This is a genomic window from Mameliella sp. LZ-28, assembly GCF_012274245.1.
In the GTDB taxonomy this organism is placed as follows: domain Bacteria; phylum Pseudomonadota; class Alphaproteobacteria; order Rhodobacterales; family Rhodobacteraceae; genus Antarctobacter; species Antarctobacter albus.
On record NZ_JAANYX010000001.1, the window covers coordinates 137,500 to 153,397 of the forward strand.

The 15,898-nt window shown below is 67.5% G+C and carries 14 protein-coding genes; 10 read left to right on the forward strand and 4 right to left on the reverse strand.

What is annotated here, in order from left to right; translation table 11 throughout:
* Positions 1 to 3: 3 nt before the first annotated feature.
* Entirely contained in the window at positions 4 to 1,356 is a 1,353-nt protein-coding gene (gene glmU, locus G9Q80_RS00680; protein WP_088713990.1) for a bifunctional UDP-N-acetylglucosamine diphosphorylase/glucosamine-1-phosphate N-acetyltransferase GlmU, read from the reverse strand.
* Positions 1,357 to 1,469: 113 nt separating this feature from the next.
* Here glmU and G9Q80_RS00685 point away from each other — a divergent pair, with 113 nt between their 5' ends.
* A complete protein-coding gene (locus tag G9Q80_RS00685; protein WP_088713989.1) occupies positions 1,470 to 2,135 on the forward strand; it encodes an HAD-IA family hydrolase in 666 nt (221 codons plus the stop codon).
* Positions 2,136 to 2,159: 24 nt separating this feature from the next.
* Here G9Q80_RS00685 and G9Q80_RS00690 read toward each other — a convergent pair whose 3' ends face one another.
* A complete protein-coding gene (locus G9Q80_RS00690) occupies positions 2,160 to 3,482 on the reverse strand; it encodes an MmgE/PrpD family protein (protein ID WP_088713988.1) in 1,323 nt (440 codons plus the stop codon).
* A gap of 176 nt (positions 3,483 to 3,658) precedes the next feature.
* Between G9Q80_RS00690 and G9Q80_RS00695 the strand changes: the two genes are divergently transcribed.
* Together G9Q80_RS00695 and G9Q80_RS00700 are read left to right on the forward strand one after the other, a co-directional pair.
* Positions 3,659 to 3,898: a DUF2798 domain-containing protein gene (locus G9Q80_RS00695; RefSeq protein ID WP_088713987.1), complete on the forward strand. Its 240-nt coding sequence runs from the start codon at positions 3,659 to 3,661 to the stop codon at positions 3,896 to 3,898.
* 49 nt (positions 3,899 to 3,947) lie between these two features.
* On the forward strand, positions 3,948 to 5,144 hold the full coding sequence (locus tag G9Q80_RS00700; protein WP_088713986.1) for a DegT/DnrJ/EryC1/StrS family aminotransferase: 1,197 nt from the start codon (positions 3,948 to 3,950) through the stop codon (positions 5,142 to 5,144).
* Positions 5,145 to 5,151: 7 nt separating this feature from the next.
* Here G9Q80_RS00700 and G9Q80_RS00705 read toward each other — a convergent pair whose 3' ends face one another.
* Both G9Q80_RS00705 and G9Q80_RS00710 read right to left on the reverse strand, forming a co-directional pair.
* Positions 5,152 to 6,675, reverse strand: coding sequence for a fused MFS/spermidine synthase (locus G9Q80_RS00705; RefSeq protein WP_088713985.1), 1,524 nt, complete (start codon positions 6,673 to 6,675; stop codon positions 5,152 to 5,154).
* Positions 6,676 to 6,771: 96 nt separating this feature from the next.
* A complete protein-coding gene (locus G9Q80_RS00710) occupies positions 6,772 to 7,689 on the reverse strand; it encodes a Hint domain-containing protein (RefSeq protein WP_232788133.1) in 918 nt (305 codons plus the stop codon).
* Between the two features lie 196 nt (positions 7,690 to 7,885).
* Here G9Q80_RS00710 and G9Q80_RS00715 point away from each other — a divergent pair, with 196 nt between their 5' ends.
* From G9Q80_RS00715 to G9Q80_RS00745, 7 genes are all read left to right on the forward strand, one after another.
* Positions 7,886 to 9,049, forward strand: a complete 1,164-nt coding sequence (locus G9Q80_RS00715; RefSeq protein WP_088713984.1) for an isovaleryl-CoA dehydrogenase — start codon at positions 7,886 to 7,888, stop codon at positions 9,047 to 9,049.
* Between the two features lie 49 nt (positions 9,050 to 9,098).
* Positions 9,099 to 9,404, forward strand: coding sequence for a hypothetical protein (locus G9Q80_RS00720; protein ID WP_088713983.1), 306 nt, complete (start codon positions 9,099 to 9,101; stop codon positions 9,402 to 9,404).
* Positions 9,401 to 9,880: a lysozyme inhibitor LprI family protein gene (locus G9Q80_RS00725; protein ID WP_088668673.1), complete on the forward strand. Its 480-nt coding sequence runs from the start codon at positions 9,401 to 9,403 to the stop codon at positions 9,878 to 9,880. Before G9Q80_RS00720 ends, G9Q80_RS00725 begins: the two co-directional genes overlap by 4 nt.
* Complete coding sequence (locus tag G9Q80_RS00730; RefSeq protein WP_088713982.1) at positions 9,880 to 11,427, forward strand: AMP-binding protein; 1,548 nt, start codon at positions 9,880 to 9,882, stop codon at positions 11,425 to 11,427. The genes G9Q80_RS00725 and G9Q80_RS00730 overlap by 1 nt, the downstream gene beginning before the upstream one ends.
* A 16-nt stretch (positions 11,428 to 11,443) precedes the next feature.
* On the forward strand, positions 11,444 to 13,045 hold the full coding sequence (locus tag G9Q80_RS00735; RefSeq protein ID WP_088713981.1) for a carboxyl transferase domain-containing protein: 1,602 nt from the start codon (positions 11,444 to 11,446) through the stop codon (positions 13,043 to 13,045).
* A gap of 169 nt (positions 13,046 to 13,214) precedes the next feature.
* The gene (locus tag G9Q80_RS00740; RefSeq protein WP_088714156.1) at positions 13,215 to 15,152 is read left to right on the forward strand and encodes an ATP-binding protein; all 1,938 of its coding nucleotides are present in this window, start codon (positions 13,215 to 13,217) and stop codon (positions 15,150 to 15,152) included.
* Complete coding sequence (locus tag G9Q80_RS00745) at positions 15,149 to 15,817, forward strand: glutathione S-transferase family protein (RefSeq protein ID WP_121497588.1); 669 nt, start codon at positions 15,149 to 15,151, stop codon at positions 15,815 to 15,817. The genes G9Q80_RS00740 and G9Q80_RS00745 overlap by 4 nt, the downstream gene beginning before the upstream one ends.
* Positions 15,818 to 15,898: the final 81 nt, after the last annotated feature.

Genomic DNA, 15,898 nt, shown 5'->3' on the forward strand with positions numbered 1-15,898 from the left:
CGGTCAGGCGTTTGCCTTCTGCTTGGCCTTTTTCGCGCGCAGCATGTTCATCAGCTTTTCCGCCAGGCCCGGCTTGGTTTCCTGCTTGCCCCGCGCAATCGCCAGCGCCCCGGCCGGCACGTCCGAGGTGATGGTCGATCCCGATCCTGTCATGGCGCCGTCACCAATCGTCACCGGGGCCACCAGCATCGTGTCCGATCCGATGAAGGCGCGTTTGCCGATCACGGTGCGGTGCTTGAACACGCCGTCATAGTTGCAGGTGATGGTGCCGGCGCCGATGTTGGTCTTTTCGCCGATCTCGGCGTCGCCGATATAGGTCAGGTGGTTGGCCTTGACGCCTTCGTGCAGCACCGCGTTCTTGACCTCGACAAAGTTGCCGACATGCACGTCCTCGGCCAGTTCGGCACCGGGACGCAGGCGGGCATAGGGGCCGACGATGGCGCCACGGCTGACGTGGCAGCCCTCGAGATGGGAAAAGGCACGGATGCGGGCGCCGGATTCCACGGTGACACCGGGGCCAAAGACCACGTTCGGTTCGATCTCGGCATCGCGGCCCACCACCGTGTCCCAGGCCAGGTGCACCGTTTCGGGAGCCTGCAGGGTGACGCCCAGGTCCAATAGCTCGGCCCGCGCGGCGGCCTGAAAGGCGGCTTCGGCAAAGGCCAGGTCGGTGCGCGAGTTCACGCCCAGGGTTTCCGCCTCGGGGCAGCGGACGACGGTTGCGCTCCTGCCCTCGGTGCGGGCGAGGCCCGGAACATCCGTCAGGTAGTATTCGCCACTGGCATTGTCGTTTCCGACCTTGGCCAACATCTCGGCCAGCAGGCCCTTATCTGCCGCAATTACACCTGAATTGCAGAGGGTTATGTTGCGCTCTTCATCCGTCGCGTCCTTGAACTCGACGATTTTGACCAGGTCGTCGCCCTCCATCACCAGCCGGCCATAGCGGGCCGGGTCAGCGGCCTCGAACCCTAGCACCACGACGTCATGCGTGGCCCGCGCGGCGCGCATCGCCTCCAGCGTGTCGGGCGAGATGAAGGGGGTATCGCCATAAAGCACCACCACGTCGCCCTCGAACCCCTCCAGCGCGGGCAGCGCGATACGCACCGCATGGCCGGTGCCCAGCTGTTCGGCCTGTTCGACCACGGAGAGGTCGGGGTCATAGTCGCGGGCGGCCTCGGCCACCGAGTCGAACCCGTGGCCACCCACGACCACAGTCCGCTCGGGCTCTAGCGCGGCACCGGCGCGCAGCGCGTGCCAGAGCATCGGCGCCCCCGCGATCCGGTGCAGGACCTTGGGTTGGTCCGAGTTCATGCGAGTGCCCTTGCCGGCGGCAAGTACGATCAGGGCGGTGCTCATCAGGCTGCTCCGGAATTGCCTCTTTTTCCTGCCCGTTTTATCGGAGTGTTCGAGTGGTGCAAGGTGGCGTGGTTCACGGCAGGTTGCGGCATGTGACAGCAGGGGGCAGGCAAATGAAGAAATGCGTCATCTTTGATCTGGACGGCACCTTGGCCGACACCAGCGGCGACCTGATCGCCGCCGCCAATGCCTGTTTCGAAGGCATGGGAGAGGCGGTTCGCCTGGACCCGGCCACGGATGCAGGCGTGGCGCTGCGTGGCGGCCGGCGGATGCTGACCGAGGGGCTGACGCGCGCGGGCCGCATGGACGAGGGTGTGGTGGACGCCTGGTATCCGCACCTGCTGGAGCATTACGGCGCGGCGATCGACACGCACACGCGGCTCTATGACGGTGCGGTCGAGGCGGTCGAGGCCCTGCGCGGAGCGGATTACGCCGTCGGGATCTGCACCAACAAGCCCGAGGCGCTGGCCCAGGTCCTGCTGGAACGGCTGGGGGTGCGCGGGTTGTTCGGCTCGCTGATCGGCGCTGATACCGGACCGACGCGCAAGCCGGATGTCGCGCCCTACTGGGCGGCGGTCGAAGGCTGCGGCGGTCTGCGCGAGGCTTCGCTGCTGGTGGGGGACAGCGACACGGACCGCAAGACCGCCGCCGCGGCGGGCGTGCCCTCGGTTCTGGTCACCTTCGCGCCCGAGGGGCAGGCGGTCAGGGCGCTGAACCCGGAAGGTGTGATCGACCATTTCGACGAGTTGTCAGGGGTCGTCCGGCGTCTGATCGGGTAGCGGCAAGGCCCTTGGACCGCGCTTTCAAGCGCGTTTCTCCACCTGTGGCGCCCGATACAGAAGATCGGTCAGCGCAGTCAGCGGCCCGGTTTCAAGCTGAGCGATGGCCTTGTCGATGGCCCGGGCACGGTCCGGTCCCAGAATCGGGTCCGCCAGGGCGCGGTATTTCCCGGCCAGTTCCTCTTCTGTCGGCGGCGCCTCGGCGTCCCATCGCGGCTGGACCCAGTCGCCCTGGACGACGCGCCCGTCACGCAGGTGCAGCCGCACCCGCGCCAGCCGCGTTCCCGGAAAGACCGCGTTGGCATGGGCGTCTTCGGACATGATCAGCCCTTCGGAGAGGCGCAGGATCTCGGGGTCGCGCAGGCTGTCGCCGTCGAGATCCTCTGGCCCAAGGGCGCCGCGCACCAGCGCCACGGCACAGGGGAACGACGTCGAATACTGCGCCTCTTCGGTGGTCCGGGGGCGTGCCGTGGCCAGGCGGATCGACTCGTGAAAGCTCTCGACCTCGATGCGGTCGACATCGCCCGAGGTCAGCCCATGCGCCCGCCGCAGCGCCAGCACGCCTTCCACCGGCGCCTGGGCCCAGCGGCAGACCGGGTAGGGTTTGAAGTACTGCCGCAGGATACGCCAGTCTTCGCCCAGACCGGTCCAGACCTGCGGCGCCTGTTCAACCGTGATCGCGGGGGCACCGGTAAAGCCGCGCCGCGCCAGCTGGACCGCCGAGACGCCGCACATGGCGCCCCAGCCGGACCCGTCCTTGACCATCGTCGGCCAGTCGATGCAGCGCATCATCTGGCTGCGCGGGCCGTGGTATTCCGCGATTCCCAAGGCCTGCCGCGTCTGCTCTGCCGAAAGTCCCAGAAGGCGGGCGCCCCCCGCCGCCGCCGTCACCGCGCCCCAGCTCCCCGAGGTGTGGTAGTCGGGGCAGGTGGCGTGCTGGGCCTCGGCCGCGCGCGCGCCGAATTCATACCCCATGACCAGCGCGGTCAGGAACTCTTGCCCCGAGACCTGTGCCTGGTGGCCAAAGACCAGCAGCGCGGGCAAGAGCGGGCAACCGATATGCCCCTTGGAAGGGTTATAGCCGTCGTGACCATCGAGGCTGTCGATGGTCATGCCCGCGGCCATTGCCGCCGCCGCGGGGGCCGCAGCGCGATTGTCGAACAGCATCGGTGCCGTGCCGGGCAGGTCCTCGGCGGCGTGATCGCGGATGATCCGCGACAGGTCGGTGCCAAGACCACCCGCTGCGACGCCGACCAGGTCGCGCAGGCAGCGCTTGGCCTGGGCCTGAACTCTCCGGGGCAGGTCGTCCCATCGCAGGGTGTGGATAAAGGTCAGGGTATCGCTCATGCTCCAAGTCTTTGACCGGGGCGGCCCGGATTCTGCGCGGATCGCGACAGGATTGCCCGCGGAGTGTCGGAAACGAAGACTGTGCGCCGGGGCAGGTCCGATGTGAACCGGCGCGCGTGCCCTTGGCCGGCAGGAGTGATAACGACGCGCCGTAGTTCCGAGAAAGGCCGTGCCCGATGATTCCCGCCAGATATGCCCATGTCCTGTTCAGCCTGCTCTTGTCCGGGTTCATGTCGCTGCTGGTGTCGCTGATCGCGACGCTCAAGAATGCAGGGCTGAACGCCGATATCCTCTCGCTCTGGATGGGGGCCTGGCTGTCCAGCTGGCTGCTGGCCTTTCCCGCCGTCCTGGTCATCGCGCCTTTGGTGCGCCGGCTGGTGGCGCGGCTGACCGTGGCCGAGGACCGCCCCGTCTGATGTGCGGAGGGGAATTGACCGCGCCCGGCCAAGGCGGCATCAAAGACCCATGACAGAGCGTTTCACCGGCACTTTCACCCAGCAGGAACCGATCCCCGAGGAGGCCATTGCCGCCGCGGTCGAGGTCATGCGGGGCGGGCGGCTGCACCGTTACAACACCCTTCCCGGAGAGACCGCAGAGGCGGCCTTGCTGGAACAGGAGTTCGCCGCCCTGACCGGGGCGCGCTACTGCCTGGCGGTGGCCTCGGGGGGCTATGCGCTTGGCTGTGCCTTGCGGGCGGTCGGCGTGCAACCGGGCGAGCCGGTGCTGACCAATGCCTTTACCCTGGCCCCCGTGCCGGGGGCGATTGCCGGGGCGGGGGCGGTGCCGGTCTATGTCGGCGTGACAGAGGATCTCGTGATCGACCTCGACGACCTTGAAGCAAAGGCGGATCGTGCGCGTATCCTGATGCTCAGCCACATGCGCGGGCATCTTTGCGACATGGACCGCCTGATGGCGATCTGCGACGCGGCGGGGATCACCGTGATCGAGGATTGCGCGCATACGATGGGCGCGGCCTGGAACGGCGTTCCCTCGGGGCGCCACGGCGCCGTGGGCTGTTACTCGATGCAGACCTACAAGCATGTGAACTCGGGCGAGGGCGGGTTGCTTGTCACCGATAACGAGGAGATCGCGGCGCGCGCCGTGATGCTGTCGGGGTCCTACATGCTCTATGACCGGCACCTGGCCGCGCCGGGACCGGAGGTTTTCGAGCGGGTGAAATACACGACGCCCAATGTCTCGGGGCGGATGGACAACCTGCGCGCGGCGATCCTGCGTCCGCAACTGCGGGCGCTGGACACCCAGGTGGACCGCTGGAACGACCGTTACGCGGTGGTCGAGGAGGGCTTGCGCGGGACACCCGGTCTGCACCTGCCGCGGCGTCCGCAATCGGAACGCTATGTCGGCTCTTCGATCCAGTTCCTGCTGCCGGGATGGACCGGCGAGGCGGTGCAGGAAGTGCTGTCACGCTGTGCCGCGCGGGGTGTCGAACTCAAGTGGTTCGGCGGGGCCGAGCCCAGCGGCTTTACCTCGCGCTATGACAGCTGGCGCTATGCCCCGTCCGAGCCGATGCCGCAGACCGACCGTATCCTGCGCGGCCTTCTGGACATGCGCCTGCCGCTGACCTTCAGCCTCGAGGATTGCGCATTGATCGCCCGGATCATCCGGGCCGAGGTCGGGGCCGTCTTCCAGGCGCGGGACTGAAAGCCGCCTAGTCGATCACCGGGTCCAGCCCCATCAGCCGGCTGACAGGCGCGTGGTCGTCGGTCAGGATCATCGGGTCCTTGGCGCACAGCACGCTGTCGATGAACTCCGGTCCCAGCGCGGCAAAGCGGATCTCTTGCGGGGCACGCGTGGTGATGGTGGACACCTGGCTGTCCCCGGCGCCCGCCAGCAGGACGAAGATCCGCCGCTCTCCGGGTTGCGGCGGGCGTGCCTCGGTCCAGACCTCGACGCTGGGAAAGACCGCGCGCAGGGTTGCCACGATGGCGGCCAGCGCATCCAGCCGGTCAGTGCTGTCGATCAGGTTCATCGCAAAGACGCCATCCGGGGCAAGCCGGTCACGGACCAGCTGAAAGAACTCGCGCGTGACCAGGTGTTCGGGCACGGCGATGTCGGTAAAGGCATCGCCGATGATCACGTCATAGGGCGCGGCGCTGTCTCGCAAGGCGGTGCGCGCGTCGCGGTGCAGGACTGTGACGGTTTCGGTGTCGAACCAGAAATCGGCCACGGCCCGCGCGGTCACCTCGGGGTCGATCTCGGCCACGGTGATGCCGGTGATGCCGCGATCCGCCCAGGCGCGCGGGACAGAGTAAGAGCCGCCGCCGATGTGGAACGAGGTGAAATCGCGATCCCCCATGCGCATCCGGGGCAGGGCGTCCAGCATGGCGGTGTGGTCGGTGAACATGACGCGCGGATCTTCGCGCGCGCTGATGCCGTGCGCCAGGTGGTCGAGCACCATGAGTCGGACCGGCGCCTCGGTGTCCTCGGACAGGTCCACGGTGCGGATACAGAAATAGCTGCTTTCCCGGTCGCAGACGGCGGGCAGGCGCAGCGCCGACACCCCCAGCAGCAGGGCCAGCGCCAGCGTGCCGCCCACGGTGGCCCACTGGCCGCGTGATCCGCCCGCAAGGCCAAGGCAGACCAGGGCCGAGACCGCATAGACCGCCGCGATCACCGTCAACGAGGCGACCGAGCCCAGCCAGGCCACGAAGAGGAACCCGGCCAGCAGCGTGCCGGCGATGGCCCCAACGGCGCCTGCGGCGAACATCGCCCCCAGCGCCTGTTCCGATTTCTCGCGCCCGCGCATTGCCGCGACGCTGAGGATGGGCGCTGGCACCCCGGCAAAGAGCGACGGCAGGAAGAAGGCCAGCGCGGAAATCGCCGTGATCGCCGCCAGGGGATGGGTCAGCGCGCCCAGCACCGGCCCTGCTGTGGAACGCAGCAGCAAAGAGGCGGCGGCCGTGGCCACCGACGCCGCCACCATGCACCAGGCCGCCCTTCGCAGTGCGCGGCCCGTCTCCAGCGCGGCGATCCGTCCGCCCCACCAGTGGCCGACCGACAGGCCCGCCAGGACGACGGCGATGATGGCAGTCCAGGTGTAAAGGCTCATGCCGACGTAGGGCGCGATCATGCGTCCGGCGACGATCTCGACCACCATGCTGGCGGCGGACACCGTGGCCTGCAACAGGATCATAAGCCAGAGCGGGGCGTGCGGGGATGTGGGTCCGGTCATGGTGCCATTAGGACAGCCGGGAAATCCCGGTCAAGCCGGAAGCGCGGGACGGCATTAGCCGGACCGGCGCCCTGCGGCTTGACCGGTCCGGTTGCGTCAGGCGCTGCGCCGTGTCGCGTTGGTGCCCGGTGCCCTTGGGGCAAGGCGTTCACGGAGTGCCGCCGGCAGGTGCCGCCGGGCCGAAATCCGCGGGCGGGGCATCTCGGGGATGATCCGTTCAACCCCGTAGAGGTCGAGGTATTCACCAAAGTTGTCAAAGGCCCGTCGACCGACAAGGTCGATGAAGGTTTCCGCAGGCGCGCCGTTGGCCAGGATCACGTCATGCGCCTCTGTCTCGACATGGTAGACGGTGAACCGCTGGGGCAGATCGGATAGCGGGACAAAGTCGATACTGTCCCCGTTGACCATTGCGCTGGCGTTCACCACCAGCCCGTCGAGGATCATGCCGTGATCCGCTGTCACCGTCAGGTCGCGATGCGGAATGCCGTCCCCCAACGCGCCCGCGCAAATGCGGACCATCTGCGCCCTCTTGGCGGCTATCCCTGTGCGAAGGGCCTGACGCCCCAGCCATTTGACCGGCACGATGCGTCCGTCCGCAGTGAGGACGAGATCGCCTATGGTCAGCGACTCCACGGGGCGGCTGCCTGAGGGCGTGGCAATCTCCGTCCCGGCGGCGAAACAATAGGTGTAGTGGCCGCTGGTGACCGGGCCGACAAGAACAGAGCCGTCGGCATCGTAGAACCTGTTGGATGCCACCCAGTAAGACGTGCTGAGCGTGCCGGTGATGGCGATGATCGGATCGCCATCGGCGTTGAAGCCATAAAGCGTAACGGGGTTCTGGGCCGTCCCCGTCCATGTCAGCGGATCGCCGACAGTCGTGGTGTCATTGCTTGCGCCATCGGCACCGTCCGTCATCGTCGTGTCGGTCACATAGCGATTGGTATAGGCGGTGGAGCCGTCCGGCGGCGTCGTGCCGAGGAAGTAGGCGTAGGAATAGGAATCGGGGCTGGGCATTCTGTCGTCTTTCCTTGGTCGTCCGGCGGCTTGGCCTCGGGTGTCCTGTCGCTTTAACGCATCCAGCCGGGCAGCGGCTTGAGGCAGATCAAAGGTCCCGCAGCCAAGTGACCGTGCCGCGCGTTTGCAACCCCATTGACCCGACTCGCTTGCTCGCGTTAAATGAACAAGCGTTCATTACTTGGGAGGAGCGGGCGTGTTTCTGGCGACGATGAAGTTTGACCTGGGCGAGGATGTGCTTGCGCTGCAGGAAATGGTGCACAAGTGGGCGCAGGAGCGGGTCAAGCCAATGGCGGCCGAGGTCGACCGCAGCAACGAGTTTCCAGCCGTGCTATGGCGCGAGATGGGGGACTTGGGCCTGCTGGGGATCACCGTGCCCGAGGAATTCGGCGGCGCGGGCATGGGTTATCTTGCCCATACCGTCGCGGTCGAGGAAGTGGCGCGCGCCTCTGCCTCTGTCTCGCTGTCCTACGGGGCACATGCCAACCTCTGCGTGAACCAGATCAAGCTGAACGGCAGCGATGAACAGCGCCGGAAATACCTGCCCGGCCTGATCTCTGGCGAACACGTGGGCGCGCTGGCCATGTCCGAACCGGGGGCCGGCTCGGATGTCGTCAGCATGAAGCTGCGCGCCGAAAAGCGGAACGACCGCTTTGTTCTGAACGGCAACAAGTACTGGATCACCAACGGGCCGGACGCCGATACGCTGGTGGTTTACGCCAAGACCGACCCCGATGCCGGGGCCAAGGGCATCACCGCCTTCCTGGTCGAGAAGACCATGAAGGGCTTTTCCACCAGTCCGCATTTCGACAAGCTGGGGATGCGCGGATCGAACACCGCCGAGCTGATCTTCGAGGATGTCGAGGTGCCCTTCGAAAACATCCTTGGCGAAGAGGGCAAGGGTGTGCGCGTTCTGATGTCCGGGCTGGACTATGAGCGTGTCGTGCTGGCGGGCATCGGCCTGGGCATCATGGCCGCCTGCATGGACGAGATCATGCCTTACATGGTCGAGCGGAAGCAGTTTGGCCAGCCCATCGGGAACTTCCAGCTGATGCAGGGCAAGATCGCCGACATGTACACGGCGATGAATTCCGCCCGTGCCTATGTCTACGAGGTCGCCAAGGCCTGCGACCGGGGCGAGGTCACGCGGCAGGACGCGGCGGCCTGCTGCCTTTACGCCTCGGAACAGGCGATGGTTCAGGCACACCAGGCGGTGCAGGCGATGGGCGGCGCGGGCTTCCTCAACGATGCGCCGGTGGCGCGGATCTTCCGCGATGCCAAGCTGATGGAGATCGGCGCCGGCACGAGCGAGATCCGCCGGATGCTGGTCGGGCGCGAGCTGATGGGGGCCATGTCCTGATGAGGGGCGCCGCGCCCATGCGGACCAGGGGCCGGCGGTCGCGGTGAGCATGCGCCTGCTGCTCTGGGCGCCGCTGGCGGCGCTGGTGGCCCTGGGCGCGCTCCTGGCCTTTCGGGCCGGTTGGATCGCGGCCCACCTGACAGAGAGCATGGCGATCGAGAGGTATGCCGCCCGCTACATGGCCGAAACCGGCGCGCAGGCGGCGGATTGCTCGGCGGTGCCGGGGGCACGGGTCTGGCTGGTGATACGCTGCGGCACGGGGCAGGATCGGCGGGTCTACCGGGTGAACCGATTTGGCGGACTGGTCACGGGACGGCCGGCGGACGGTGACAGGATGAAGGAACCAAGTACATGAAATCTATTGCCTTTGCCATTTTTTCCGCTTGTGCGGCACTGCCCGCCACGGCGCAGGAGCTGGTGTTCTCTCCGCGCGCGACCGAAAGCTGCCTGGGATCGGGCGCGGACTTTCGCAGCTGTATCGGGCTGTCGGCCGCAGCCTGCGTCGAGGACAACGGCTATGCCACCGTGGTTCTAAGCGGTTGCTACGGGCGCGAGCTGGACTGGTGGGACGACCGCCTGAACGCCTCTTACGGATTTGCGATCCGCTATGCCAAACAGGCCGACATCGACAACGCCAGTTTCGCCCCTTCGCAAGAAGAGGCCCTGCGCGAAATGCAGCGCGCCTGGATCCGGTTCCGTGACGCCAAATGCGCCTATGCTCGCAGCCACTGGGGCGGAGGCACCGGTGCCGGGCCCGCAGGCGTCGAATGCCTGATGCGTGAGACCGCCGAGCAGACCTGGTACATCGAAAGCATGGTGACGCCGGGCTGATGCTGCAATCTGCCCCCACATATGACGCGCTGCGCGCGGGCTTTCGCTGGGATCTGCCGGCGCGGTTGAACATGGCCGAGCAGGCCTGCGACCTCTGGGCGCGCCGCGACCCGGACCGCGTTGCGATCCTGGATCATTGCAGCGGCGCGGCGGTGACTTACGGCACCCTGGCGGCCCTGTCGCGGCGGGTGCAGGCGGCGCTTCTGGCGCGCGGCGTGAGGCCGGGCGACCGGGTGGGCGTATTGCTCAGCCAGTCGCCGCTGTGCGCGGCCGCGCATCTGGCCTGCTGGCGCATGGGGGCGATTTCCGTGCCGCTTTTCATGCTGTTCCGAGAGGACGCGCTGCGCTCGCGCCTGTCGGACAGCGGCGCGGGCCTGGTGGTCACGGACGCGGAGGGCGCCGGAATGCTGGCACCTTTCGACCTGGAGGTGCTGTGCGAGGACGAGCTGCCCGCAGAGGAGGCCGAGGGGCCGGCGTTTGACAGCGGGCCGGAAACGCCCGCCGTGCTGATCTACACCTCGGGCACCACGGGCACGCCCAAGGGCGCGCTGCATGGGCACCGGGTCCTGACCGGGCACCTGCCGGGGGTGGAGATGAGCCATGATTTCCTGGGCCAGCCGGGGGACGTCCTGTGGACGCCCGCCGACTGGGCCTGGATCGGCGGATTGTTCGACGTTCTGATGCCGGGACTGGCCCTGGGGGTGCCGGTGGTCGCGGCGCGGATGCGGCGCTTCGACGTCGATGAGTGCACAAGGATCGTCTCGGAACATGCTGTCAGGAATGTGTTTTTTCCGCCGACGGCCCTGCGTATCCTGAAGGCCGCGGATGCCCGGATCACCGGGCTGCGCTCTGTCGCCAGCGGTGGCGAGCCGCTGGGAGCCGAGATGCTGGCCTGGGGGCGCGTGGCGCTGGGCGTCACGATCAACGAATTCTACGGTCAGACCGAATGCAACATGGTGGCCAGTTCCTGCGCGGCGCTTTTCGATCCGATACCGGGCGCCCTGGGCCGGGCGGTGCCGGGCTTCGACATCGCCGTGATCGATGAGGATGGTGCGCCGGTCGAGGGCGAAGGCGACATCGCCGTGCGGCGCGGCTGTGCCTCGATGATGCTGGAATACTGGAACCGGCCCGGGGCGACGGCGGAAAAGTTCCGCGGCGACTGGCTGGTGACGGGCGACCGGGGGAGGCTCGACGCGGGCTTCATCCGTTTCGTAGGCCGCGAGGACGACGTCATCACCTCTGCCGGCTACCGCATCGGTCCGGCGGAAATCGAGGACTGCCTGCTGACCCATCCCGGCGTCGCCACCGTGGGGGTGGTGGGCAAGCCCGATCCGCTGCGGACAGAGATCGTCAAGGCCTACGTGGTCCGCAAACCGGGTGTCGAGGTCGACGCCGGGACGCTGCAGGCATGGGTGAAGGATCGCCTCGCAAGCTATTCCTATCCAAGGGAAATCTCTTTTCTGGACGCCCTGCCGATGACGGTGACGGGCAAGGTGATCCGCAAGGAACTGAAGGCGCGCGCGGCGGCCGAGACCGCGCAGGAATGAACAAGGGGACAGGGACATGAAACTGCAATCGCAGGTGCTGACGGCGGGTGAGGCCTACGAGGCCAACCGCGCGGTCCATCTCGAGGCGCTCGACCAGATCCAGGAGGCCGCCGCGCTGGCCATGTCCGGCGGCGGGGAAAAGGCGCGTGACCGCCACCTGAGCCGGGGCAAGATGCTGCCGCGCGAGCGGGTGGCCAACCTTCTCGATCCCGGGTCGCCCTTCCTGGAGGTCGGGACCACGGCGGCGCATGGCATGTACGGCGGCGCGGCGCCCTGCGCGGGGGTGATCGCGGGCATCGGGCTGATTCAGGGGCGGCAGGTCATGGTGATATGCAACGATGCCACCGTGAAGGGCGGCACCTATTATCCCATGACGGTCAAGAAACACCTGCGCGCGCAGGAGATAGCCGAGGAAAATGCGCTTCCTTGTGTCTACCTCGTGGACAGTGGTGGTGCCAACCTGCCGAACCAGGACGAGGTGTTCCCGGACCGCGACCATTTCGGGCGGATCTTCTACAACCAGGCGCGGATGTCGGCCAAGGGCATCGCGCAGATCGCCGTGGTCATGGGCAGTTGCACGGCGGGCGGGGCCTATGTGCCCGCCATGTCGGACGTGTCCATCATCGTCAAGGAACAGGGCACGATCTTCCTGGCCGGGCCGCCTTTGGTCAAGGCGGCGACGGGAGAGGTCGTCACCGCCGAGGACCTGGGCGGCGGCGACGTGCACACGCGCCTTTCGGGTGTGGCCGACTACCTGGCCGAGGATGACGCCCATGCGCTGGCCTTGGCGCGGCGGGCGGTCGGATCGCTTGGGGGGCATGGGTGCAAAGCACCCATCCTACAGGGCGAAGCGCCGGCCTATGACCCGGACGAATTGCTGGGCGTGGTGCCTGCGGATCTGCGCACGCCCTACGACATCCGCGAGGTCATCGCGCGGATCGTGGACGGCTCCTACTTTGACGAGTTCAAGCCCCGCTTCGGCGAAACGCTGGTCTGCGGATTTGCCAAGCTGGAAGGCATGGATGTGGGCATCATCGCCAACAACGGCGTGCTTTTTTCGGAAAGCGCCTCAAAGGGCGCGCATTTCGTCGAGCTTTGCTCGCAGCGGCGCATCCCCCTGGTTTTCCTGCAGAACATCACCGGCTTCATGGTCGGCCGCAAGTACGAGAACGAGGGCATCGCGCGCCACGGCGCCAAGATGGTCACCGCTGTCGCCACCACCTCGGTGCCCAAGGTGACGGTGCTGGTCGGCGGCAGTTTCGGGGCGGGCAACTACGGCATGGCGGGCCGCGCCTACCAGCCGCGCTTCCTGTGGACCTGGCCCAACAGCCGGATCTCGGTCATGGGCGGCGCCCAGGCGGCGGGCGTGCTGGCCACGGTGAAACGCGATGCCATCGAACGCTCGGGCGGCACCTGGTCCGAGGAAGAAGAGGCTGAATTCAAGCGCCCGACGCTGGAGATGTTCGAGGAACAATCGCATCCGCTCTACGCCTCTGCCCGGCTCTGGGACGACGGCATCGTCGACCCGCGCAAGACCCGGCAAGTCCTGGCCCTGTCCCTGCGCGCTGCGCTGAACAAGCCGGTCGAGGAGACACGCTTTGGCGTGTTCCGGATGTGATCGGGATGAGGACGACGACCATGCACGACACGCATTCCCTTGAGGCGATGCGGAAACCGGCTGCTTCGGCGTCCGTGTTTCTTTGGGCTGAAAATACCTCGGGGAGTGTGAGGGGCTGGCCCCTCACCGCCCTGACGGCGTCACCGGCAGGAGGCAAGGGACGATGACCATGTTTGATACCATCCTGATTGCAAACCGGGGCGAGATCGCGGCCCGTGTCATCCGCACCGCCCGTGCGATGGGCCTGCGCACCGTGGCGGTGCATTCCGACGTGGATGCCGACGCCTTGCACGTGGCGCTGGCGGACGAGGCGGTCTGTATCGGCGGCGCGGCGCCCTCGCAGAGCTACCTGCGGACCGACCGGATCATCGAGGCCGCGCAAACCACCGGCGCGCAGGCGATCCACCCGGGCTATGGCTTTCTCAGCGAGAACCCGGATTTCGTCGAGGCGGTCGAGGCGGCGGGCCTGACCTTTGTCGGGCCTTCGGCGCAGGCGATCCGCCAGATGGGGCTCAAGGACGCGGCCAAGCGGCTGATGGACGAGGCTGGCGTACCCGTAGTGCCCGGTTACATGGGCGAAGACCAGGACCCCGGCCACCTGGAGGTCGAGGCACACCGTGTCGGCTATCCGCTGCTGATCAAGGCGGTCGCGGGCGGCGGCGGCAAGGGGATGCGACTGGTCGAGGCGCCCGAGGAATTTGTCGACGCGCTGGAGCGGGCCAAGGCCGAGGCGCTGACCGCCTTCGGAAACGATGCGGTGCTGATCGAGAAATACATCCAGCGCCCGCGCCATATCGAGGTGCAGGTCTTTGGCGACGGAACGCGGGCGGTGCACCTTTTCGAACGCGACTGTTCCCTGCAACGCCGCCACCAGAAGGTGATCGAGGAGGCGCCTGCGCCCGGCATGACCGAGGAGATGCGTGCCGCGATGGGGGCCGCCGCCGTGCGCGCCGCCGAGGCCATCGGCTACAAGGGCGCGGGCACGGTGGAATTCATCGTCGACGGGGCGAACGGCCTGCGCCCTGACGGGTTCTGGTTTATGGAAATGAACACCCGGTTGCAGGTGGAACACCCGGTGACCGAGGAAATCTGCGGTGTCGACCTGGTGGAATGGCAGATTCGGGTCGCCTCGGGCGAACCATTGCCTGCCCGGCAGGAGGACCTGAAGATCAACGGCCATGCCTTCGAGGCGCGGCTATACGCCGAGGACGTGCCGGCGGGATTCCTGCCCGCTACGGGCACGCTGTCGGACCTGTCGTTCCCCGAGGGGCTGCGCGCGGAAACCGGCGTGCGGGCCGGTGATGCCATCAGCCCGCATTACGACCCGATGATCGCCAAGCTGGTGGTGCATGGCCCCACGCGGGCCGTGGCCCTGCGACGCCTGGCGCGGGGGCTGCGCAACAGCCGGGTGGCGGGCACGGTGACGAACCTCGCCTTTCTGGGCGCGCTGGCGGAACACGAGGGCTTTGCGCGGGGAGAGGTGGACACCGGGTTGATCGCGCGGGACATCGACGCGCTGACCACACAGCCCGAGGTCACGCCTGCGATCTGGGCCGAGGCGGCGCTGACCGCGCTGGGGCTGACGGAGGCCGTGGACTGGGAAACCGGCTTTGCCCTCTGGCGGCCGGAATGGCGTAGGGTGGTGCTGGAACGGGGCGGCACCCGGCGCGAGATCGGCGTCAAGGTCAGAGGGCCGGGCTTTGTCCTGGTCTCCGTCGAGGGGCAGGTCGTCGAGGCGCTGCGCGGGGTGCGCGGCTGGACCTTCGATGACACGCCGGCTGCGGGCGCCTATCTGGCGCCGGGCCAGGTGACGGTCTTTGCCCACTACGGGATCGCCTTCGATCTGCCCGATCCGCTGGCGCGGGGCGCCGCGGCTGCGGGCGCCCTGGACGGGGCGCTGGCGCCGATGCCGGGGCGGGTCGTCTCTGTCCATGTCGGTGTCGGCCAGGAGGTCGCGGAAGGCGACCGGCTGGTGGTGCTGGAGGCGATGAAGATGGAACACACCATGCGCGCGGGCCGTGCGGGCGTGGTGTCCGAGGTGCTGGTGGCCCAGGGCGACCAGGTCGAGGCGGGCGCGCCGCTTGTGCTGCTGGAGGAAGAGGCGTGATCCGGCTGCACCATGTCCAGTACGGGCGCAGCTTTCGCGTGCTCTGGCTGATCGAGGAGATCGGGCCGGAGCGCTTCGGTGGGCTGGAAGTGATCGAGCACCGCATCGGCACGCCGGAGATGCGCGACAGCGGCCTGGCGCGGGTCTCTCCGGCCATCCGCATCCCGGCGATCGAATGGAATGGCCTGGAGATGAGCGAATCCGGCGCCATCGTGGAATACCTGTCCGAGCGGCTGGCGCCGGACCTGACCCGTGCGCCGGACCATCCGGAGCGTCCCGCGTTCCTGCAATGGCTGCACTATGCCGAGACGATGGCCAGCCTGATCGAGAACCTGAACCTGCAGATGGTCTTTTTGCGACCGCCTGCGAAACCGGCGCCTGTGGTGGTCAAGCTGCATGTGGCACGTCTGCGCCAGACCCTGCGGGGGATGGAAGAGGCGCTGGGGGAGAAGGAGTGGCTGTTGCCCTCCGGGTTCTCGGCGGCGGACATCATGATGGGGTTCAACCTTTTTGCGGCGCCTTACTACGTGGACATGGAGGAATTTCCGCGCCTTCTGGCCTACCGCGCCCGGATGGAGGCGCGTCCAGGCTATCAGCGGGCGGTTGAGCGCGAGGGGCCGCAACGGTTTTACGCGCAGGATTTCTACCCGGTGCCGGAGGCGTGAGACGGCAATCCGATTGAGCGCCTTCGGCGCACTGGTTTTCTCGCCTTTCGCCTGCGGCGGGCGGCTCGGCGAATGGGTATT

Coding starts and splice junctions, on each gene's coding strand:
- glmU (WP_088713990.1), bottom strand. CDS start 1,356: ATGAGCACCGCCCTGATCGTACTTGCCGCCGGCAAGGGCACTCGCATG.
- G9Q80_RS00685 (WP_088713989.1), top strand. CDS start 1,470: ATGAAGAAATGCGTCATCTTTGATCTGGACGGCACCTTGGCCGACACC.
- G9Q80_RS00690 (WP_088713988.1), bottom strand. CDS start 3,482: ATGAGCGATACCCTGACCTTTATCCACACCCTGCGATGGGACGACCTG.
- G9Q80_RS00695 (WP_088713987.1), top strand. CDS start 3,659: ATGATTCCCGCCAGATATGCCCATGTCCTGTTCAGCCTGCTCTTGTCC.
- G9Q80_RS00700 (WP_088713986.1), top strand. CDS start 3,948: ATGACAGAGCGTTTCACCGGCACTTTCACCCAGCAGGAACCGATCCCC.
- G9Q80_RS00705 (WP_088713985.1), bottom strand. CDS start 6,675: ATGACCGGACCCACATCCCCGCACGCCCCGCTCTGGCTTATGATCCTG.
- G9Q80_RS00710 (WP_232788133.1), bottom strand. CDS start 7,689: ATGCCCAGCCCCGATTCCTATTCCTACGCCTACTTCCTCGGCACGACG.
- G9Q80_RS00720 (WP_088713983.1), top strand. CDS start 9,099: ATGCGCCTGCTGCTCTGGGCGCCGCTGGCGGCGCTGGTGGCCCTGGGC.
- G9Q80_RS00725 (WP_088668673.1), top strand. CDS start 9,401: ATGAAATCTATTGCCTTTGCCATTTTTTCCGCTTGTGCGGCACTGCCC.
- G9Q80_RS00730 (WP_088713982.1), top strand. CDS start 9,880: ATGCTGCAATCTGCCCCCACATATGACGCGCTGCGCGCGGGCTTTCGC.
- G9Q80_RS00735 (WP_088713981.1), top strand. CDS start 11,444: ATGAAACTGCAATCGCAGGTGCTGACGGCGGGTGAGGCCTACGAGGCC.
- G9Q80_RS00740 (WP_088714156.1), top strand. CDS start 13,215: ATGTTTGATACCATCCTGATTGCAAACCGGGGCGAGATCGCGGCCCGT.